The following is a 20,315-nucleotide window of genomic DNA, read 5'->3' on the forward strand; positions in this document are numbered from 1 at the left end:
GAGGACGGACACCCCCCACCCCGGCCCCGACCCACCCGCACACGACTGGGCGCTACGCGCACCCCCACCGGACCCGCACAGGCGCCGCAGGCACCGTCACCGCTCCACGGACGGTCCGGACCCCGGCAGCGGACGCCCCGCCGACTCCGTCATGAACCACACCGCCACGCCACCGACGACGGCCGCGGCCATCATGTAGTACGCGGGCATCATCAGGTTCCCGGTCGCCCCGATCAGGGCCGTCACCACCAGCGGCGTCGTCCCGCCGAACAGGGACACCGACACGTTGAACCCGATCGACAGCGACCCGTACCGCACCCGCGTCGGGAACAGCGCCGGCAAGGCGGACGGCATCGCGGCCGTGAAGCACACCAGCAGCAGTCCCAGCGCGGCCATGCCCAGGCCGACCGCCGGCAGGCTGCCCTCGCGGATCAGCAGCAGCGCCGGTACCGACAGCACCAGGAACCCGACGCACCCCGCCGCGATCACCGGCCGCCGCCCGACCCGGTCGGTCAGCGCCCCCGCGAACGGCTGGACGATCATCATCAGGGCCATCACCGCGAGCACGACCAGCAGACCGTGCGTCTCGTCGTACTTCAGCTCGCTCGTCAGGTAGCTCGGCATGTACGACAGCAGCATGTAGTCGGTGACGTTGAAGACCAGCACCAGCCCGACACACAGCAGCAGCGCCTTCCACTGCCCCTTCACCATGTCCCGCAGCGGCACCTTCACCCGCGCCGTCTCCGACTTCTCGACCTCCGCCGCGAACGCCGGCGTCTCCTCCAGCCGCATCCGCAGGTACAGGCCGATGATGCCCATCGGGCCCGCGATCAGGAACGGGATGCGCCAGCCCCAGGACGTCAGGTCACCGTCGGACAGCAGCGCGGTCATCAGGGTCACCAGACCGGCCCCGCCGATGTATCCCGCGAGCGTCCCGAACTCCAGCCAGCTTCCCAGGAACCCGCGCCGCTTGTCCGGCGCGTACTCCGCGATGAACGTCGACGCCCCCGCGTACTCACCGCCGGTCGAGAACCCCTGCACCAGTCGCGCCGCCAGCAACAGCACCGGCGCCCACACGCCGATCGTCGCGTACGACGGGATCAGCCCGATCGCGAACGTCCCCGCCGCCATCAGGATCATCGTCAGGGCGAGGATCTTCTGCCGCCCGATCCGGTCGCCCAGCGGACCGAAGACCATGCCGCCCAGCGGCCGGACCAGGAACGCCGCCGCGAACGCGCCGAACGTCGACAGCAACTGGGCCGTCGGATTCCCCGACGGGAAGAAGACCTTGCCCAGTGTGACCGCGATGTAGCTGTAGACGCCGAAGTCGAACCACTCCATCGCGTTGCCCAGCGCCGCCGCCTTCACGGCACGCCGGACGAGCGCGGGGTCGGTCACGGTCACACCGGGCGGTGGCGCCTGCGTGCGGGAGGGCGGAGGAGAGACAAGGGCAGCGGTGGCAGCCGACAAGACTTCGCTCGCCTACCTTTCGACGGGGACAAGGACGCGACCCGCACGGCGGCGCTGTCGCCGGGCCGAAAAACGACCATAGGCGGCAATCCCCTGCTCACACCCCGTGCCGAATTCATTGCACAGTGCACCAAAAGGGCGTCCACGCAGGGACGTCTTCCGGCCGCGAACGGTTCCGGACCGGCCCCCGCTGTGATCCTTGTCGCTCTCCGGAGGGGCGCTCGAACCGCGACCGCACTATCGTCATCCGGACAAAAGGAGAGCGGCCGTCAGGTGAAGACGGGGTTGCCTGCGTCCCTCTCCGGGGGTGGTGCGAGCCTCATAAGGTTCGCAAAGGAACTCACACGCACGGGACGCGTGGGACGAGCGGGGCGGGAGGCCGACGAGGCGTGGCGAATGCGGAGCACAGCGGGCGAACGGTGGCGGCGGAGGCCTTCGGGGCGAGAGCCGTCGGAGCCGCCGGGGGACGCCTGCACCTGGCGCGAGCGGGACTGTGGCTGATCGCCGCCGTCCTCGCCGTACGGCAGCTCGCGGTGGTGCTCAGCACCCCGCGCGGCGAGCGGCTGACGGACCTGGAGACCTGGGTGGGGCCGCAAGGGGTCCTGCACGTCGAAGGGTCCCTCTACGACTCGACCCGATTCACCGGCACCCCCTTCGCCGGACTGGTCCTCAAACCGCTCACCCGCGCCGCCGAACAGGCCCTCGGCTGGGGCTGGACCTTCGGCACCCTGCTGCTGGTCGTGGCCCTCGGCCTGGTCGCCGCCCGCGCCCTGCCCCGCCCGGTCGGCCGCCGTACCGCGCTCCTCGCCGCCCCGGTCGCGGTCAGCCTGCTGATGATCTCGCTGCCGGTGCGCAACACCCTCTGGCTCGGCCAGACCAGCATCGTCCCGGTCCTGCTCGTCCTCCTCGGCTGCCTCGCCGTCCGCGGCGAACGCGCCGGCGGCCTGCTCATCGGCATCGCCGCCGCCTTCCAGCCGACCGTGCTGCTCTTCGTACCGCTGCTGTGGTTCACCGGCCGCCGCCGCGCCGCCGGCGCCACCGCCGCCGCCTTCGCCGTCTGCACGGCGCTCGCCTGGGCCGCGATGGCCCAGGACTCGTACACCTACTGGGTGCACCACATGGCCGGCGTCGGCCTCGGCGGCGCCGCCGACGACCTCGCCAACCAGTCCCTGCACGGCGCCCTGCTGCGGCTCGGCCTGAACGGCCCGCTGGAGATCGCCCTCTTCGCCGTCCTCGGCGCCGCCGTCGCCGTCCTCGGCCTGCGCCGCGCCGTGCGCTACGCCCGCGACGGCCAGCTGCTCCTCGCGGTCGCGATCACCGGCTGCGCGGCCATCGCCATCTCACCCACCACCTGGCAGCACCAGCTGCTCTGGGTACTCCTCGCGGTCGTCGGCCGGGTCGGCAAACGCGCCTCCGACCGGTACGTCTGGCCGGTCGCCGTCGTCCTCGTCATGGCGCTCCCGGCGAAGATGATCCTGCCGAACATGGCGGCCCTGTACACGGTCCGCGACAACGTCGTCCTGCTCGCCGTCCTCGCCGCCGCCACCGCCGTACCGTTCCTCTCCCGCACCTCCCCGTACTTCGACGCCCCCGTCCCCACCGAGTACGCGGCCCCCGTCCCCGCCCGCTTCCGGCGCATCCCCCTCCTCCCGTTCCTCCGCCGGGCCCTCACCCGCCCGAACCTGCTCCTGGAACTCCTGCTCATCCGGGTCACCTACGCGGCCTACTCCAAGGTCCGCCTCGCGGCGACCGGCGGCACCATCTCGGGCGGCCGGGCCCGCGCCGAGGAGCACGGCCACCAGATCCACGGCATCGAACGCTTCCTGCACATCGACATCGAGCACGCCGTCAACCACGCCGTCGTCAAGATCGACTGGCTGCGGGACTTCTTCGACTTCTACTACACGTCGTTCCACTTCGTCGTCCCGCTGACCGTCCTCGGCGTCCTCTACTGGCGCCGCCCGGTCGACTACCGCTGGGCCCGCGCCTCCATCGGCTTCGCCACGCTGCTCGCCCTGGTCGGCTTCTGGCTCTACCCGCTGGCACCGCCGCGCCTGATGCCGGACCTCGGCATCATCGACACGGTGAACGGCGTGCAGGACTTCACCAAGCCCGACTACGGCACGCTCACCGCCCTGACCAACCAGTACGCGGCGATGCCGTCGCTGCACTTCGGCTGGTCGCTGTGGTGCGGCCTGACGATCGCGATCATCGCGCCGAAGTGGTGGATGAAGGCGCTCGGCCTCCTCCACCCCCTGTTCACCGTCTCCGCCATCGTCGCCACCGGCAACCACTGGGTGCTGGACGCGGTGGGCGGCGCGGCGGTCGTGGCCGGCGGTTTCGGCCTGACGTACCTGTTCCAGGGCCCGCGGGCCCGTACGGTCAAGGCCGCGGCGAGAGCCGCCGGTACCGGCGGCGGCCCTTCGCCCGCCCCCGCGAAGGAGGCGAAGGACCCCGCCCCGAGCTGACCTGGTACGTACTCCGTAGTCTCCGTACTCCGTACTCCGTACTCCGTACTCCGTACTCCGTACTCCGTACTCCGTACTCCGTACTCCGTACTCCGTACTCCGTACTTCTAGCGCCACCAGTCGTCGAGCGGCGTGACCGGAACGGTCCGCTTGTGACGGGTGGCGAGGTACACCGACTCGACCTTCGCCGCCACCTCGGGAGCGACCTCCTCGCCCTCCAGGTACGCGTCGATCTCGGCGTACGTCAGGCCGAGTGCCTCCTCGTCGGGCAGCGCGGGCCGGTCGTCCTCCAGGTCGGCCGTCGGCACCTTCTGCCAGGTGCTGGACGGCGCGCCCAGCTCCCGCAGCAGGGCGGCGCCCTGGCGCTTGGTGAGGCCGGTGAGCGGGGTGAGGTCGACGCCGCCGTCGCCGTACTTGGTGAAGAAGCCGGTCACCGCCTCGGCCGCGTGGTCGGTGCCGACGACGACCATGCCGAGCTGCCCGGCGATCGCGTACTGGATCACCATGCGCTCGCGTGCCTTGATGTTGCCGCGCACGAAGTCCCGCAGCCGGGGCTCGCCCGTCAGCTCCGCCAGGCCGAGCGCCGACTCGTGGGCGACGGCGTCCGCGCCCGGCTTGACGTTCACCGTGACCGACCGGTCGGGCCGGACGAAGTCGAGCGCGATCCGGGCGTCGTCCTCGTCGGCCTGGACCCCGTACGGCAGCCGTACGGCGACGAAGGTGGCGTCGTGCCCCTCGGCGCGCAGCTCCTCGGCGGCGAGCTGGCACAGCCGCCCGGCCAGCGTGCTGTCCTGACCGCCACTGATGCCGAGGACGAACCCCTTGGCCGGGGTCGACCGAAGATAGTCCTTGAGGAAACCGACCCGCCGCCGGATCTCGTCGGCGGGGACGACGGCCGGCTGGACACCGAGTTCGGACACGATCTGCTTGCGTAGGTTCTGCATCAACGCACTGTATCCATCCGGGTCCGGCCGAAACCCACGTCAGTGGCGGGCCGTCCAGCAGCCGACGGGCACCTGGCGCGCGGAAGACCTGTCCAGTCCACAGCCCCGTGCCACCCACCCGCTCATCCGGGCACCCCCATGACAGCAGGAGCCGGAACGCTCACGTATCGCGGGAAGATGGCAGTCACCCCGCGACGAGTGGTCACACTGACTCGAAGGTGACCGGCGCCTCGAACGCCGCCCGGCGGGTGGCCCGGCGCAGGGCCTTCAGGACCGGGGTGCCGAGGGCCAGGGTGAGGACGACCGTCATCACCGCGCGGCCCGTGTCCCAGCCCAGGGACGTGGCCAGGCAGTACGCGGTGAAGCGGGCCAGGTTGCCGGCGAGGCCGGCGTCGGGGTCGGGAGCGATGTCCGAGCCGTCGGGGTTCAGGAAGGGCCAGCCGGCCGCGTTCATGAAGACGCCGTAGGCGAACGCGGCCAGGAAGCCGTACCCGGCGAGCAGGAGCAACTCCGAACGGCCGCGCAGGCGGTCCGGGAAGGGCAGCAGGCCCGCGCCCATCGTGAACCAGCCCATCGACAGCATCTGGAACGGCATCCACGGGCCGACCCCGCCGGTGAGCAGCGCGGAGGCGAACATCGTCACCGAGCCGAGGACGAAACCGAAGCCGGGGCCGAGGACCCGGCCGCTCAGGACCATCAGGAAGAACATCGGTTCCAGGCCGGCGGTGCCCGCGCCCAGCGGGCGCAGTGCCGCGCCGGTCGCGGCCAGGACGCCGAGCATCGCGACCGCCTTGGGGCCGAGCCCCGACTCGGAGATGGTCGCCGCGACCACGGCCACCAACAGCACCAGGACGCCCGCGAACAGCCACGGCGCGTCCTGGGCGTGGGCGTTGACCGCCGCTTCGGGCGGGGCGAGGAAGGGCCAGGCGATGCTCGCCAGGCCCACCGCGCTGACCAGCGCCAGCGCGGCGACGGAGCGGGGGCCGAGGCGCACGGCGCGGACCCGGCGGGGGCGGCCGGGGGTCATGCGAGGGCCTCCCGTGCCAGGGCGTCCCGTACCTGGGCGACCGTCAGCCAGTGCTGCGGGGCGAGGACCTTGGCGACCTGCGGGGCGAAGGAGGGGGAGGCGACCGACACCTCCGTGGTCGGACCGTCGGCGATCACCTCGCCCTCGGCCAGCAGCACGACCCGGTGGGCCAGTTCGGCGGCGAGTTCCACGTCGTGCGTGGCCAGCACGATGGCGTGGCCCTCGGCGGCCAGCGACCGCAACAGGGTGACCAGGCGGGACTTGGCGCCGTAGTCCAGTCCCCGGGTCGGCTCGTCGAGGAGGAGCAGGGGCGGGCGGGCGGTGAGGACCACCGCCAGGGCGAGGGTGAGGCGCTGGCCCTCGGAGAGGTCGCGGGGGTGGGCGGTGTCGGCGACGCCGGGGAGCAGGCCGGACAGCAGCGCGCGGCAGGTGCCCGGCTCGGCGTGCGCGTCCCGGTCGGCGGCCAGGCACTCGGCGGCGACCGTGTCGGCGTACAGCAGGTCGCGCGGCTCCTGCGGGACCAGGCCGACCCGGCGTACCAGGTCGCGGGGTGCCGTACGGTGCGGCACCAGGCCCCCGGTGCGCACGGACCCGGCGCTCGGCTCGACCAGCCCGGTCAGCGCGCCCAGCAGCGTGGACTTCCCGGCGCCGTTGCGGCCCATCAGGGCGACGGTCTCGCCGGGGGAGACGGTGAGGTCGACGCGGCGCAGCGCCGGGACGCGGCCCCGGCGGACGGCGAGACCGCGCACCTCGGCGGCGTACGGGACGGGGACCGGAGCGTCGGGTGCGCGGCGCCGGCGCGGGAGCCGGCGGGAGGCGGGCGGGCGCGGGGCCGGGAGCGCGGCGGCCGGGGCGACCGGGGCCACCGGCACCGGGGGCCGGGCGGCCAGCCGTTCCCGCAGCGGTGCCGCCCGGCGGCGGGCGTCGCGGACCGTCAGTGGCAGCGGGGACCAGCCCGCCAGCCGGCCCAGCTCCACCACGGGCGGGAACACCGGCGACACGGCCATCACCTCGGCCGGGGCGCCCAGGACGGGCGCCGCGCCCGGCGCGGGCAGCAGCACGATCCGGTCGGCGTACTGGACGACCCGCTCCAGGCGGTGTTCGGCCAGCAGGACCGTCGTCCCGAGGTCGTGGACCAGGCGTTGCAGCACCGCGAGGACCTCCTCGGCGGCGGCCGGGTCCAGCGCGGAGGTCGGCTCGTCGAGGACCAGGACCGACGGGTGCGCGGTGAGCACCGAGCCGATCGCGACCCGCTGCCGCTGCCCGCCGGAGAGGGTGGCGATCGGACGGCCGCGCAGCGGGGCCAGGCCCAGCAGGTCCAGGGTCTCCTCCACCCGGCGGCGCATCACGGCCGGGGGCAGGCCGAGCGACTCCATGCCGTAGGCGAGTTCGTCCTCGACGGTGTCGGTGACGAAGTGGGACAGCGGGTCCTGGCCCACCGTGCCGACCACGTCGGCCAGTTCGCGCGGCTTGTGGGTGCGGGTGTCGCGGCCGGCGACGGTGACCCGGCCGCCGAGGGTGCCCCCGGTGAAGTGCGGGACCAGACCGCCGACCGCGCCGAGGACGGTGGACTTGCCGACGCCGGACGGACCGGCGAGCAGCACGAGTTCGCCCTCCGGCACCTCGAAGTCCACGCTGCGCACGGTGGGTCCGGCCGCCCCGTCGTAGGTCACGGAGACGTCTTCGAAGCGGATCACGGTACTTCCTCGACTCGGGGCGCGGGGGTGACGAAGGCGGGCAGCAGGCCGAGCAGACAGGCCGCCGCCGGCCACAGCGGGAGGACCGGCGCGGTGAGCGGCACGACACCCGGGTGCAGCGCCGCCGGGTCGCGTACGGCGGCCAGCGCCATGAGCCCCGCGACCGCCGCCCCCGCCCCGGCGGTCAGCCAGGCCCGTACGTCCCACCGGTCCGGCCGGTACCGGGTGCGCACCGACCGGCGGCCCCCGAGCCGCAGCCCCGCCAGCGCGGCGGCCAGCCCGGCCCCCAGCACCGGCAGCCCGTACGTGCCGCCCTCGGCGGTCAGCAGCCCGTACGTCCCCGCGCAGACGCCGACCAGCCCGCCCAGCGTGAGCCCGGCGGTGACCCGGCGTACGGCGACGGGGACCTGGGCGGTACGGCCGTACCCGCGCGAGTCCATCGCGGCGGCCAGCGCGACCGACCGCTCCAGGGCGCCCTCCAGCACCGGCAGTCCGACGTGCAGCAGACCCCGTACGCCGCTGTCGGGCCGGCCGCGCAGCCGGCGGGCGGCACGCAGCCGCCGGACGTCCGCGATCAGGTTCGGGGCGAAGGTGAGCGCGACGACGACGGCGACACCGGCCTCGTACAGGGCGCCGGGCAGCGACTTGAGCAGGCGGGACGGGTTGGCGAGGGCGTTGGCCGCGCCGACGCAGATCAGCAGGGTGGCCAGTTTCAGACCGTCGTACAGCGCGAAGACCAGCGCCTCGGCGGTGACCCGGCCGCCCAGGCGGATGCCCTGCGCCCAGTCGGGGAGCGGGACTTCGGGCAGGGTGACGAGGACGTGCGTGCCCGGGACGGGGGAGCCGAGGGCGACGGTGAAGAACAGCCGGATCAGCAGCATGGCCAGGGCGAGCTTGACGAAGGCGCCGTAGGAGCGGGCCCAGGGGGCGTGCGTGCGGCGGGCGGTCACCACGTACGCGGAGACGGCCAGGAGGAGACCGAGCAGCAGCGGGTTGGTGGTGCGGGTGGCGGCGGTACCGAGGCCGAGGGCCCACAGCCACCAGGCGCCGGGATGGACACCGCCGGTCGCGCCCCCACCGCCCTCACGCACCACGACCGCGCCGCCTCGCCTGCCACACCGCCGCCGCGCCGAGCACCGCCACGACGGCGACGCCGGCGAGCAGGCCCACCGAGGGGCCGCCCCCGTCGGAGTCCTTCCCGGCGGCCGGGCTCGCGGGAGCCGTGGGCTCGCTCCCCTTGTCCGCGACCGCCTCCCCGCAGCCCGTCTCCGGATACCCCGCGATGGCGCACAGCAGGGCGTTCGTGTCGTACCGCAACGGCTTCGCGACGGAGGCGAGCGCCTCCGCCGTCGTCGCGTCGGCGTCGACCCGGGCGCAGGCCGTGCGGGGTTCGGGCGGGGTCTCGCCGGAGGGCGCGTCGGCGGACGTACCGAAGTCCAGGACGAGGGCGATCCGTTTGGCGCCGTCCCGCGCGGGCGTCCGCGCGCAGATCTCCGCGAAGTCCGCCGTCCCGCGCGGCCGGGCCGCGTCCCCCGAGTCCTCGCTCACCGCGAACCGGAACCCCTGGACGTCCCCGTCGTCGGGCCGGGCGGAGGACGGACCCCGCGTGGCGTACGTCCACCGGTCGCCGTCGCGGTCCCAGAACGACCAGTAGCGGTAGCCGGCGGCCTGCGCCTGCCCCGCGCCGGCGACTCCCACGGCGAGGAACAGCGCGGCCAGGGCCAGGAGGGCGGCCCGGCGGATCACGGCTGCCGCTTCCGGTTGCTGATCAGGAAGCCGATGCCGATGCCGACGACCGCGAAGACACCGACGTACCACCAGGTGCCGAACGGGGAGTCGGCCTTCCCCTCCTCCTCCTTCTCGTCCGTGTCGGTGGGGCTCGGCCCCGTCGCGTTCAGTGCCTTCACCAGGTCGGTGCCGCCGAAGTCGGTCGGGTCGGCGCCGGCGGCGTGCGCGGCGAGGACGAGCTGGGCGTAGGCGGCGGGGCCGCTCTGCCTGGCCCAGCTCCCGGCGTTCTTCTCCAGCCACGCCAGCGGCTCGGCCGCCCGTTCCGCCCCGCCCTGCGCGGCCAGCGCGACGACGGCGTCGGCGGTGTTGCCGTAGTCCGGCTGGTCCTCGGCGCCGGCGAGGGCGGAGGTGAGGTGGCCGTCCTTCGCGAGGGCTTCGGTGAGGTAGGCGGCCCCGTTGGCGGCGGCCTGCTCCCGGTCGCCGCCGTCGGCGCACGCGGCGTCGCCCGCCGCCTCGCCGGGCCCGGTGACCAGGCCCTTGCCGAGCGCGCCGAGCACTCCGGCGGCGGTGGCGTCCGCGTTGGCGGTGAGCTTGCCGTCCTCGTCCGGCTGGAAGGCGAAGGCACCGTCGCCCTTCGCGCAGGGGAGGGCGAACGTCAGCAGCGCGTCGTAGGGGGACTTGCCGCCCTTGGAGATCTTCGCGGGGTCGGTGCCGGTGGCGGTGAGCGCGCCGATGACGACGGAGGTCGAGTTGGCGTCGCTGGCGCCGCCGGGGGAGTAGCCCCAGCCGCCGTCCTCGTTCTGTACGGACTTCAGCCAGGTCAGGGCGGAGTCCACGGCGTCGTCGTGGCCGCCGAGCGCGGCGAGGGCCTGGACGGCGGCGGCCGTGCTGTTGGTGTCGACGGCGGTCTTGGCGCCGCAGTCCGCGGCGGTGGAGGAGCGGTAGGGCGCGAAGGCACCGTCGGCGCACTGCTGCCCGGTGAGCCAGTCCACGGCCGACGGCGCCGGGGTGACGCCCTGCGTGTCCTGCGCGAGCAGCGCGAGGGACTGCCGCCAGACCCCGTCGTACGTCGGGTCGGAGGTACCGAAGAGCCCGGACGGCAGGGAGGGGGACGCGGACGGTGACGGGCCGGCGGCCACCGAGGGAACGGCGGCGGCGCCGACCACGGCCACGGCGGCCAGCGCCACGGCGCTGCGGCGAAGGACGTTCATGAGCGGCGGATGCCTTTCCCTGTGCGGGGACGGGCAGCACGGGGCACCCCCGGCGGCTCGGCCCCGTATGCCTCGACGGTGCCCGTGCGCGGCGGGTGCCGGGCACGTGAGCCGGTCACGGTCCCGTCCGGACGATCCGGCTGCACCCCCCTTGCTGGAGGGCTCGCGGATGGGGGTCCCCCGGTTCGAGCGAAGTCGAGAAGTGGGGGAGGGTCGGCGCCGGAATTGCACCGGCTTCCTCCCGTACGGGTGTGATACGACCTCGCTACTTTACCCGTCCCTGTGACGGGCGTCAGGAACGGGCGTCGGGGACAGGCGCTCACCCCGCCCCTCCCGGCCTCTCGTGGCACGAATCACCTGATCCACCGGTCACAGTGACCTTACTTGCCGGTAGATTCGAAGCCTCCGAACGATCAAGTCTGGAACTTGTTCCGATCAATGTCCCGACGTAATGTCGCGGGAACGTGCAGGCAGAAGGGGACCCAGGTGACCGCTGAGGCCAGTCGGACGGGGCCCTTTCAGGACGAACGGCCGCTCCGCATCGCGCTCCTCACCTACAAGGGCAACCCGTTCTGCGGCGGTCAGGGCGTCTACGTCCGCCACCTCTCCCGCGAACTGGCCCGCCTCGGCCACAGCGTCGAGGTCATCGGCGCCCAGCCCTACCCGGTGCTCGACGAGGGCCTCCCGCAGCTGTCCCTGACCGAGCTGCCCAGCCTCGACCTCTACCGCCAGCCCGACCCGTTCCGCACCCCGAAGCGCGACGAGTACCGGGACTGGATCGACGCGCTGGAGGTCGCCACCATGTGGACCGGCGGTTTCCCGGAACCGCTCACCTTCTCGCTCCGCGCCCGCCGCCATCTGCGCGCCCGGCGCGGCGACTTCGACGTCGTGCACGACAACCAGACGCTCGGCTACGGCCTGCTGGGCGACGTCGGCGCCCCGCTGGTCACCACCGTCCACCACCCCATCACCGTCGACCGGCGCCTCGAACTCGACGCCGCCGAGGGCTGGAAGCGCCGGTACTCCGTGCGCCGCTGGTACGCCTTCACCCGCATGCAGAAGCGCGTCGCCCGCCGCCTGCCGTCCGTGCTCACCGTCTCCGGCTCGTCCCGCCAGGAGATCGTCGACCACCTCGGCGTACGGCCCGACCGGGTGCACGTCGTGCCCATCGGCGCCGACACCGACCTGTTCTCGCCCGACCCGGCGGTGCCGAAGGTGCCGGGCCGGATCGTCACCACCTCCAGCGCGGACGTCCCGCTCAAGGGCCTGGTCTTCCTCGTCGAGGCCCTCGCCAAGACCCGCACCGAGCACCCCGACGCCCACCTCGTCGTCGTGGGGAAACGTCCCGTCGAGGGGCCCGTCGCCCAGGCGGTCGAGCGGTACGGGCTCGAAGGCGCCGTCGAGTTCGTCAAGGGCATCTCCGACGCCGAACTGGTCGACCTGGTCCGCTCGGCCGAGGTGGCCTGCGTGCCCTCGCTGTACGAGGGGTTCTCGCTGCCCGCCGCCGAGGCCATGGCCACCGGCACGCCGCTGCTCGCCACGACCGGCGGGGCCATCCCCGAGGTGGCCGGTCCCGACGGCGAGACGTGTCTGGCGGTGCGGCCCGGCGACGCGGGCGCGCTGGCCGCCGGGCTGAACCGGCTGCTGGGCGACGCCGCACTGCGCGCCCGGCTCGGCGCGGCCGGACGGGAACGCGTCCTCGACCGCTTCACCTGGGCGCGCGCCGCCCAGGGCACGGTGGCCCGGTACCGCGAGGCCATCGCCCGCGCGTCCTCGCCGGGCGCCGTCCCCCGTTCGTCTCCGTCCCAGGCGAGCCCCATCACCGGTCGGCCTCCGGCGGGCGCCGTGACCGGTCGGCCTCCGGCGGGCGCCGTGACCGGTCCGTCGCCGGCGGGCGCCGTGACCGGTCCGTCTCCGACGGGCGCCGTCACCGGTCCGTCCCCGGCGGGCGCCGTCACCCGTCCGTCCCAGTCGGGCGCCGCCACCGGCCCGCGTCCGGCGGACACCATCACCGGCTCCTCCCCTGCGGACGCCCCCGCCCGCCCGTCCCCGGCGGACGCCCCCGCCCGCCCGTCCCGGACGGGCGCTCCGGCCGCCGGTCCGGTCGCGGCGCCCAGCCGTGGCGACCGGGCCGCGGCGCCGAGTCATGGCCGCGGTGCGGCCCCGGCAGAACCCGAAAGCAGGACCACGTGCTGACCGTCGACTTCTCCCGGTTCCCGCTCGCCCCGGGCGACCGCGTCCTGGACCTCGGCTGCGGTGCCGGCCGGCACGCCTTCGAGTGCTACCGGCGCGGCGCGCGGGTCGTCGCCCTCGATCAGAACGGCGACGAGATCCGCGAGGTCGCCAAGTGGTTCGCCGCCATGGAGGAGGCGGGCGAGGCCCCCGAGGGCGCCACCGCGACGGCGATGGAGGGCGACGCGCTGGCGCTCCCCTTCCCCGACGAGTCCTTCGACGTCGTCATCATCTCCGAGGTGATGGAGCACATCCCCGACGACAAGGGCGTACTCGCCGAGATGGTGCGGGTGCTCAAGCCCGGCGGCCGGATAGCCATCACCGTGCCGCGCTACGGCCCCGAGAAGGTCTGCTGGACCCTCTCCGACGCCTACCACGAGGTCGAGGGCGGCCACATCCGCATCTACAAGGCGGACGAACTGCTCGCGAAGATCCGCGAGGCAGGCCTCAAGCCCTACGGCACCCACCACGCGCACGCCCTGCACTCCCCGTACTGGTGGCTGAAGTGCGCGTTCGGCGTCGACAACGACAAGGCGCTGCCGGTCAAGGCGTACCACAAGCTGCTGGTCTGGGACATCATGAAGAAGCCGCTGGCCACCCGGGTCGCCGAGCAGGCGCTGAACCCGCTGATCGGCAAGAGCTTCGTGGCGTACGCGACCAAGCCGCACCTGCCGACGGTGGACGCCGCGTGACGACGCCCCGCACGGAACACCTGGTCCTGCCCGGGGTCCTCACCGCCGACGAGGCCGCCGCGACCGTACGCGGCATCCTCGCCGTCCAGCGGGAGGACGGGGCGATCCCGTGGTTCCGGGGCCACCACCTCGACCCCTGGGACCACGTCGAGGCGGCGATGGCGCTGGACGCGGCCGGCGAACACGAGGCCGCCGAGCGGGCCTACGCCTGGCTCGCCCGGCACCAGAACCCGGACGGCTCCTGGTACGCGGCCTACGCCGACGGCGACGCCGCCGACGTCACCGACCGGGGCCGGGAGACCAACTTCGTCGCCTACGTGGCCGTGGGCGTCTGGCACCACCACCTCTCCACCGGCGACGACGCGTTCCTGGACCGCATGTGGCCCACCGTGTACGCGGCGGTCGAGTGGGTGCTGCGGCTCCAGCAGCCCGGCGGCCAGATCGGCTGGCGGCGCGACGACGACGGCACCGGCGCCACCGACGCGCTGCTGACCGGGAGTTCCTCCGTCCACCACGCGCTGCGCTGCGCCCTGGCCCTCGCCGAACAGCGCGAAGAGCCGCAGCCCGACTGGGAGTTGGCGGCCGGCCTGCTGCGGCACGCGATCCGCCGCCACCCCGAGCGGTTCCTCGACAAGAACCGCTACTCGATGGACTGGTACTACCCGGTGCTCGGCGGCGCGCTCACCGGAGCCGAGGCCAAGGCCCGTATCGAGGAGGGCTGGGACCGGTTCGTCGTCCCCGGCCTCGGGGTGCGCTGCGTCGTCCCCAACCCCTGGGTCACCGGCGGCGAGTCGGCCGAACTCGCCCTCGCGCTCTGGGCGGTCGGCGAGTCCGACCGGGCCCTGTCGGTCCTGCAGTCCGTCCAGCACCTGCGGGACGCGGACAGCGGCCTGTACTGGACCGGGTACGTCTTCGAGGACGACGCGATCTGGCCGCGGGAGCTGACCAGCTGGACGGCCGGCTCCCTGCTGCTCGCCGTCGCCGCCCTCGGCGGACACGAGGCCACCTGCCAGGTCTTCGGCGGCGACCGCCTGCCGCGGGGGCTGGACACCGACTGCTGCGCGGCCTGATCGTCCGGCGAGGTCAGTGCCGGTGCAGGCGGTTGGCGACGGCGTGGCCGACGAAGAGGTACACGACGGCGGCCAGGCCGTAACCGGCCACCACCCGCGCCCACGCCTCGTCGAAGGTGAACAGGTCACGCGACCAGCCCGCCAGCCAGGCGGCCGCGTCATGGACGAACTGGACCAGGTCGTTGGCCCGGTTGGCGTCCAGCAGGTACATCAGAATCCACAGTCCGAGGATGACGGCCATGATGTCCGCGATCACCGCGACGGCCGTCCCGGCGGAGTTGGAACCACGATAGCGAGACATGCCTACCGTCTGGCCCCGCACGCCTGTTTGAAACCACGGGCGGCGCAAGGGAGTTGACACGGCCGACTCGACGTGGCTCGACTCGGCTCGACGGGACGGCGACGGCCCCCGCCCGGAGGCGGGGGCCGTCGCCGTGGTGTGCGCGGGCTCAGCCGCGCTGGATGCCCGAGGTGTCCTGGAGGACGCCGCGGCGGCCGTCCTGCGTCTGGGCGACCAGACCGGGACCGCGCTGCTCGACCGCCAGGTACCAGGTGCCCGGCGCCAGCTCCGCGATCGGCGTCGGCGAACCGTCCTCCGCGAACAGCGGACGCGGCACCGGCACCGCGAACCAGAACGGCGCGAAGTCCCCGGCCGGCTGCGCCGCCGGCTGGGCCTGCGCGGGCTGCGGCTGCGGCTGCGGCTGGGCCTGCTGAGGCTGCGGCTGGCCCGGGTACGGCGAGCCCGGCTGCGGCTGCCCCGGCTGCCCGCCGTACGCCCCCTGCTGCGCACCCGGGTAGCCGTACCCGCCCTGCGGCTGACCGCCGTACGGCTGCGGCTGGACCGGGCGGGGAGCGGGCAGCAGGGCGCCCTTGAGCGCCGGGACCAGCGGCGTGGCGATCGCGGCGGCGGCCATCACCACCGTGGCGACCAGGGCGAGGATCAGCCCGGTGCCCGCGCCGATGCCGTCGCTGCTGCTGCCGTTGTCGAACGCGCCGGCCGGGTCGAAGACGTTGCCGAGCGCGCTCCAGGCGGCGAACACCGCGAAGGCGGCGCCGAACTGGCCGAGGTCGAGACCGGCGACCTTGCGGGGCTGCGGCAGCGCGCGGGCCACGACGACGAGCGCGGCGCCGATGATGCCCGCCAGGACCACCCCGAGCACGATCGGCCCGCTGCCCCACAGACTGGGAATGTCGGCGCTGTCCGAGGCGCCTTCGATCGAGTAGATGTCGAGGAACGACGCGATCAACAGCAACACCGCTGCCACGATCACCACGCCGTCGCCTCGAGTGAGGGAGCGGATATTCACTTCAGGTCCTTCTCGGGTCGTCGTCTCGTCGTCAACGGACGACACTATCCTCCGCACGTTCGGGCTGTCCGCCGGGATGCGGGCCTGATCGCTACCCGCGCAGGAAACTCACGATTCCCTCAGAGATCCCCTGTGCCGCCTTCTGCCGCCAGGCCCCGTCGGTCAGCAGCGCCTCGTCCTGGGCGTCGCGCATGTTGCCGCACTCCAGGAACACCTTCGGCACCGTCGAGAGGTTGAGACCGCCCAGGTCCGTGCGGGTCACCAGGCCGGTGCCGCCGCCGAGGTAGTTGGCGGGGGCGGTGCCCGTCTCCCGTCCGAAGCCGTCCGCGACGCGTTGGCCGAGGTCGGCGGAGGGGGCGACGATGGCGCGGGTGTCGGCCGCGCCCTGGTGCACCGCACCCGGCAGGATCACGTGGAAGCCGCGGTTGCCGGCCGCCGAGCCGTCGGCGTGGATCGAGATCGCCGCGTCCGCGCGCGCCTCGTTGCCGATCCTGGCCCGCTCGTCCACACAGGGCCCGTACTCCCGGTCGCCGTCCTGGGTCAGCTTCACCGTGGCGCCCTGTTCCTGGAGCAGGTCGCGCAGCCGGTGGGCGACGTCGAGGGTGAAGCGGGCCTCGGTGTAGCCGGCGTTGGTGGCGGTGCCCGTGGTGTCGCACTCCTTCCAGTGCGTACCGACGTCCACCTTGCGGTTGATCTCGGTCGGGTACTGGAAGTTGGCCGGGTTGTGGCCCGGGTCGATGACGACGACCTTGCCCTTCAGGGAAGCGGGGGCGGGGGCGGCGGGGGTGGCCGCCGGGTCCTTGGCGTCGTCGCGGGGGGAGGCCGGGCGGGTGCCCGTGGCCGGGGAGGCGGGGGTGGCGGCGGGTGCCGGGGAGGCCGTACCGGCGGCCGCCGCCCGGTCGGTGCCGCCGTCGCCGCCGGGCGCGCCGACCGCCGCGTACACCCCCCAACCGAGCAGCGCGCCCGGCACGAGGGCGGCCAGCGCCACGGTCAGCGGACGGCGCAGCGGGGAACGGCGGGGCTGGTGCGGTGCGAACTCCGGTCCTGTGTACGACACGCCTGCGACTCTAACCGCGCCCTCAGATCCCCGCCCCCGTACGCCGCAGGACACGCAGCGAGCCGGTCGCCGAGACCTCGGTGAACGCGCCGGACGCCAGCGCCCTGAGCCAGACGCGGTACGGGGCCTGGCCCGTGAACTCGTCCACCGGGTCCGGGAAGACGTCGTGGACGACGAGCAGCCCGCCTTCGGCCACTCGGGGGGCCCAGCCCTCGTAGTCGGCGGTGGCGTGCTCGTCGGTGTGGCCGCCGTCGACGAAGACGAGGGCGAGCGGGGTCCTCCAGAGGGCGGCGATCGCCGGGGACCGGCCGACCAGCGCGACGACGTGGTCCTCCAGACCGGCCCGGTACAGGGTGCGGCGGAAGGCGGGCAGGGTGTCCATCACGCCCAGCTCCGGGTCGACCGTCTCCGGGTCGTGGTAGTCCCAGCCGGGCTGCTGCTCCTCGCTGCCGCGGTGGTGGTCGACGGTGACGGCGGTGACCCCGGCCGCGCGGGCCGCGTCGGCGAGCAGGAGGGTGGAGCGTCCGCAGTACGTGCCGACCTCCAGCAGCGGCAGCCCGAGCCGTGCGGCCTCCACGGCCGCCGCGTACAGGGCCAGGCCCTCGTCGGCGGGCATGAAGCCCTTCGCGGCCTCGAAGGCGGTCAGGATCTCGGGGCTCGGGGTCGGGGACATGGGGGACCTCGCTTCTCCGTCTGTGAGTCCCCTGCATGCTGCCGCACCCCCGGTCGCGGCGGACGACAGGGGGTGCGGTCGGGGTCCGGGGCTACGCGGAGACCGTCTCGCCCGGCAGGGACAGGTCGAGGTCGACCGGGTGGCGGGTGCCGGTGTGGGTCGCCGAGTGGGCGAGCGGGCCGTGCCCCGCGGCGCGGGCGGCCAGGACGTACGGGCCCGGGGCGGGCACGGGCAGCGCGTAGCCGCCGTCGGGGGCGGAGAAGGCCGCGCCCGCCTGCCGTCCGTGCCGGTCGATCAGCGTGACCTTGGCACGGGCGACGGGCGTGCCGTCGGCGGCCAGCACGCGACCGCGGAAGCCGCTCAGCACCTCTTCGGCCAGTGCTTCCTCGGCGCGGGCCAGGTTGGCGTCCTCCTCGCTGCTCGCGCGCAGCTGGGTGTGGGCGGAGGGGCGGCGCCGGGGGAGGAAGAACGCGAAGACCAGGCCGGCGGCGACCGCGGCGGTCGCGATCAGGAACGAGACGCGGAAGCCGTGCATCGTCGGGACGGCGACGCCCCCGACGTCGTCGGCGGTGTTGGCCAGCACCATGCCGATGACGGCGCTGGACACCGACGTACCGATGGATCGCATCAGGGTGTTCAGGCCGTTGGCCGCACCCGTCTCCGAGGCCGGGACCGCGCCGATGATCAGCGCGGGCAGCGAGGAGTAGGCCAGGCCGATGCCGGCGCCGAGCAGCACCGAGGTGACGACCGTCTGCCAGGCGGCGCTCATCAGGCCGAGGCCGCCGCCGTAGCCGACCGCGATGACCAGCAGGCCGACGATGAGGGTGGTGCGGGGGCCGTAGCGGGCGGAGAGACGGGCGTAGACCGGGGCCGTGAACATCATCGTCAGGCCGAGCGGCGCCACGCACAGGCCGGCGACGACCATCGACTGGCCGAGGCCGTAGCCGGTGGCGGCGGGCAGCTGGAGGAGCTGGGGGAGGACCAGGGAGACGACGTAGAAGGAGACGCCCACCATGATCGAGGCGAGGTTGGTGAGCAGGACCTCGCGGCGTGCGGTGGTGCGCAGGTCCACCAGGGGGGCCTTCACGCGCAGTTCCATCAGGCCCCACAGCAGCAGGACGACGACGGCGGCGGCGAACAGGCCGAGGGTGGTGGGCGAGGACCAGCCCCAGTCGCTGCCCTTGGTGATGGGCAGCAGGAAGAGGACCAGACCGGCGGAGAGGCCGAGGGCGCCGGGGAGGTCGAAGGTGCCCTTGGCGCGCAGCGGGGACTCCGGTACGACGGCCAGGGTCAGGGCGATGGAGAGGACGCCGAGGCCGGCGGCGCCGTAGAACAGGGCGTGCCAGTCGGCGTGCTGCGCGACGAGGGCGGCGGCGGGCAGGGCGAGGCCGCCGCCGACGCCGATCGAGGAGCTCATCAGCGCCATCGCCGAGCCGAGCCGCTCGCGCGGCAGCATGTCGCGCATCAGGCCGATGCCGAGGGGTATCGCGCCCATCGCGAAGCCCTGGAGCGTACGGCCGGCGATCATCGGGAGCAGGGCGTCGGTGAACGCGCTGACCAGCGCGCCGACCACCATCACGGCCAGGCTGAGGATCAGCATGCGCCGCTTGCCGTAGAGGTCGCCGAGGCGGCCCATGATCGGGGTGGCGACGGCTCCGGACAGGAGGGTGGAGGTCAGGACCCAGGTGGCGTTGCTGGGCGTGGTCTCCAGGAGTTGGGGCAGGTCCTTGATGACCGGGACGAGCAGGGTCTGCATCACCGCGACGACGATGCCCGCGAAGGCGAGGACCGGGACCGTGGCCCCGGTCGCCCGCCTGGTGGGTTCGTCGGTCGTCGTGTGGCTCATTGCGTGCGGTCCTCCGGGACGGGTGTGAGCGGATGCGTGCGAGGACGTACGCGCAGGGGCGGCGTACGGGATGTGTGTATGCCCAACCCGGTTTGCCGAAGCACCTATTCCGTTGCTTCGAGTCCCTAAGTAATTCTTGACCTGCTCTTTAGATCCACCCTTGGTGGCGGGCCTCGCTGAGGGCTTCCGCGCGGTTGCGGGTGCCGGTCTTGCCGATGGCGGCGGAGAGGTAGTTGCGGACCGTCGATTCGGACAGGTGCAGGGCGGCGGCGATGTCGGCGACGGTGGCGCCGTCCGCGGAGGCGGCGAGGACGTCGCACTCGCGAGGGGTGAGCGGGTTCGGTCCGGCGCTGAGCGCGGCGGCGGCCAGGGCGGGGTCGATGACGGTCTCGCCGGCGAGGACGCGGCGGATGGTGCCGGCGAGTTCCTCGACGGGGCCGTCCTTGACGAGGAAACCGGCGGCGCCGGCCTCCATCGCGCGCCGGAGGTAGCCCGGCCGGCCGAAGGTGGTCAGGATCAGCACCCGGCACTCGGGGGCCCGCTCGCGCAGCTCGGCGGCGGCGTCGAGGCCGCTGCGGCCCGGCAGCTCGATGTCCAGGAGGGCGACGTCGGGGCGGTGCGCGAGTACGGCCTCGACGATCGCGTCACCGGTGGCCACCTGGGCGACGACCTCGATGTCCTCCTCCATGCCGAGCAGCAGCGCGAGCGCGCCGCGCATCATGCCCTGGTCCTCGGCGAGCAGGACGCGCGCCGGCCGTGCCGGGCCGTGCGCGTGCGGCGTCTCGTCCATGGGCCCAGAGTACGGGCGCCGCGGCGGGCGCAGCCGCGGGCGCCGCGGCGGGCCGGAACGGGGGCGAGGCGCGTCCCGCGCCCGGGTGGAGGCGGGGCGAATC

Annotated in this window: 17 protein-coding genes; 4 read left to right on the forward strand and 13 right to left on the reverse strand. The window is 74.0% G+C overall.

Going from position 1 to position 20,315, the window contains the following annotated elements; translation table 11 throughout:
• Positions 1-96: 96 nt before the first annotated feature.
• Positions 97-1,470: a glycine betaine/L-proline transporter ProP gene (gene proP / locus ACIQR3_RS07390; RefSeq protein WP_403535486.1), complete on the reverse strand. Its 1,374-nt coding sequence runs from the start codon at positions 1,468-1,470 to the stop codon at positions 97-99.
• 389 nt (positions 1,471-1,859) lie between these two features.
• Between proP and ACIQR3_RS07395 the strand changes: the two genes are divergently transcribed.
• A complete protein-coding gene (locus ACIQR3_RS07395; protein ID WP_403535489.1) occupies positions 1,860-3,938 on the forward strand; it encodes a bifunctional glycosyltransferase 87/phosphatase PAP2 family protein in 2,079 nt (692 codons plus the stop codon).
• A gap of 107 nt (positions 3,939-4,045) precedes the next feature.
• On the opposite strand, the gene nadE is transcribed toward ACIQR3_RS07395, so the two are convergent.
• The 6 genes from nadE to ACIQR3_RS07425 all read right to left on the reverse strand — a co-directional run bounded on the left by nadE (position 4,046) and on the right by ACIQR3_RS07425 (position 10,545).
• Entirely contained in the window at positions 4,046-4,882 is an 837-nt protein-coding gene (nadE, locus tag ACIQR3_RS07400) for an ammonia-dependent NAD(+) synthetase (protein WP_403535491.1), read from the reverse strand.
• A gap of 202 nt (positions 4,883-5,084) precedes the next feature.
• Positions 5,085-5,909, reverse strand: coding sequence for an ECF transporter S component (locus tag ACIQR3_RS07405; RefSeq protein ID WP_403535493.1), 825 nt, complete (start codon positions 5,907-5,909; stop codon positions 5,085-5,087).
• Entirely contained in the window at positions 5,906-7,606 is a 1,701-nt protein-coding gene (locus tag ACIQR3_RS07410; protein WP_403535495.1) for an ABC transporter ATP-binding protein, read from the reverse strand. Before ACIQR3_RS07410 ends, ACIQR3_RS07405 begins: the two co-directional genes overlap by 4 nt.
• Positions 7,603-8,700 (reverse strand): CbiQ family ECF transporter T component, encoded by a 1,098-nt coding sequence (locus tag ACIQR3_RS07415; protein ID WP_403535497.1) that lies wholly within the window; start codon positions 8,698-8,700, stop codon positions 7,603-7,605. Before ACIQR3_RS07415 ends, ACIQR3_RS07410 begins: the two co-directional genes overlap by 4 nt.
• A complete protein-coding gene (locus ACIQR3_RS07420) occupies positions 8,690-9,352 on the reverse strand; it encodes an SCO2322 family protein (RefSeq protein WP_403535499.1) in 663 nt (220 codons plus the stop codon). Before ACIQR3_RS07420 ends, ACIQR3_RS07415 begins: the two co-directional genes overlap by 11 nt.
• Positions 9,349-10,545, reverse strand: a complete 1,197-nt coding sequence (locus ACIQR3_RS07425; protein ID WP_403535502.1) for a prenyltransferase/squalene oxidase repeat-containing protein — start codon at positions 10,543-10,545, stop codon at positions 9,349-9,351. Before ACIQR3_RS07425 ends, ACIQR3_RS07420 begins: the two co-directional genes overlap by 4 nt.
• Before the next feature lie 486 nt (positions 10,546-11,031).
• On the opposite strand from ACIQR3_RS07425, the gene ACIQR3_RS07430 reads away from it, so the two are divergent.
• Genes ACIQR3_RS07430 through ACIQR3_RS07440 form a run of 3 tightly spaced genes read left to right on the forward strand, consistent with a single transcriptional unit; the run spans position 11,032 to position 14,539 of the window.
• A complete protein-coding gene (locus ACIQR3_RS07430) occupies positions 11,032-12,741 on the forward strand; it encodes a glycosyltransferase (RefSeq protein ID WP_403535504.1) in 1,710 nt (569 codons plus the stop codon).
• Positions 12,735-13,469: a class I SAM-dependent methyltransferase gene (locus ACIQR3_RS07435; RefSeq protein WP_215174597.1), complete on the forward strand. Its 735-nt coding sequence runs from the start codon at positions 12,735-12,737 to the stop codon at positions 13,467-13,469. The genes ACIQR3_RS07430 and ACIQR3_RS07435 overlap by 7 nt, the downstream gene beginning before the upstream one ends.
• Positions 13,466-14,539 carry a prenyltransferase gene (locus ACIQR3_RS07440; RefSeq protein WP_403535506.1) on the forward strand — a complete coding sequence of 358 codons (1,074 nt, stop codon included), beginning with the start codon at positions 13,466-13,468 and terminating at the stop codon, positions 14,537-14,539. Before ACIQR3_RS07435 ends, ACIQR3_RS07440 begins: the two co-directional genes overlap by 4 nt.
• A gap of 13 nt (positions 14,540-14,552) precedes the next feature.
• Here ACIQR3_RS07440 and ACIQR3_RS07445 read toward each other — a convergent pair whose 3' ends face one another.
• The 6 genes from ACIQR3_RS07445 to ACIQR3_RS07470 form a co-directional block, all read right to left on the reverse strand.
• Positions 14,553-14,840, reverse strand: a complete 288-nt coding sequence (locus ACIQR3_RS07445; protein WP_215174602.1) for a hypothetical protein — start codon at positions 14,838-14,840, stop codon at positions 14,553-14,555.
• A gap of 148 nt (positions 14,841-14,988) precedes the next feature.
• Positions 14,989-15,846, reverse strand: a complete 858-nt coding sequence (locus tag ACIQR3_RS07450; protein WP_403535508.1) for a hypothetical protein — start codon at positions 15,844-15,846, stop codon at positions 14,989-14,991.
• 91 nt (positions 15,847-15,937) lie between these two features.
• Positions 15,938-16,903: an N-acetylmuramoyl-L-alanine amidase gene (locus ACIQR3_RS07455; protein WP_403535510.1), complete on the reverse strand. Its 966-nt coding sequence runs from the start codon at positions 16,901-16,903 to the stop codon at positions 15,938-15,940.
• A gap of 22 nt (positions 16,904-16,925) precedes the next feature.
• The gene (locus tag ACIQR3_RS07460; protein WP_403535513.1) at positions 16,926-17,576 is read right to left on the reverse strand and encodes a class I SAM-dependent methyltransferase; all 651 of its coding nucleotides are present in this window, start codon (positions 17,574-17,576) and stop codon (positions 16,926-16,928) included.
• Positions 17,577-17,667: 91 nt separating this feature from the next.
• The gene (locus ACIQR3_RS07465; RefSeq protein WP_403535516.1) at positions 17,668-19,422 is read right to left on the reverse strand and encodes an MFS transporter; all 1,755 of its coding nucleotides are present in this window, start codon (positions 19,420-19,422) and stop codon (positions 17,668-17,670) included.
• A gap of 148 nt (positions 19,423-19,570) precedes the next feature.
• Positions 19,571-20,212 carry a response regulator gene (locus ACIQR3_RS07470; RefSeq protein ID WP_403535519.1) on the reverse strand — a complete coding sequence of 214 codons (642 nt, stop codon included), beginning with the start codon at positions 20,210-20,212 and terminating at the stop codon, positions 19,571-19,573.
• Positions 20,213-20,315: the final 103 nt, after the last annotated feature.

It is taken from the genome of Streptomyces sp. NPDC090994 (assembly GCF_044768905.1).
Classification (GTDB): Bacteria; Actinomycetota; Actinomycetes; order Streptomycetales; family Streptomycetaceae; genus Streptomyces.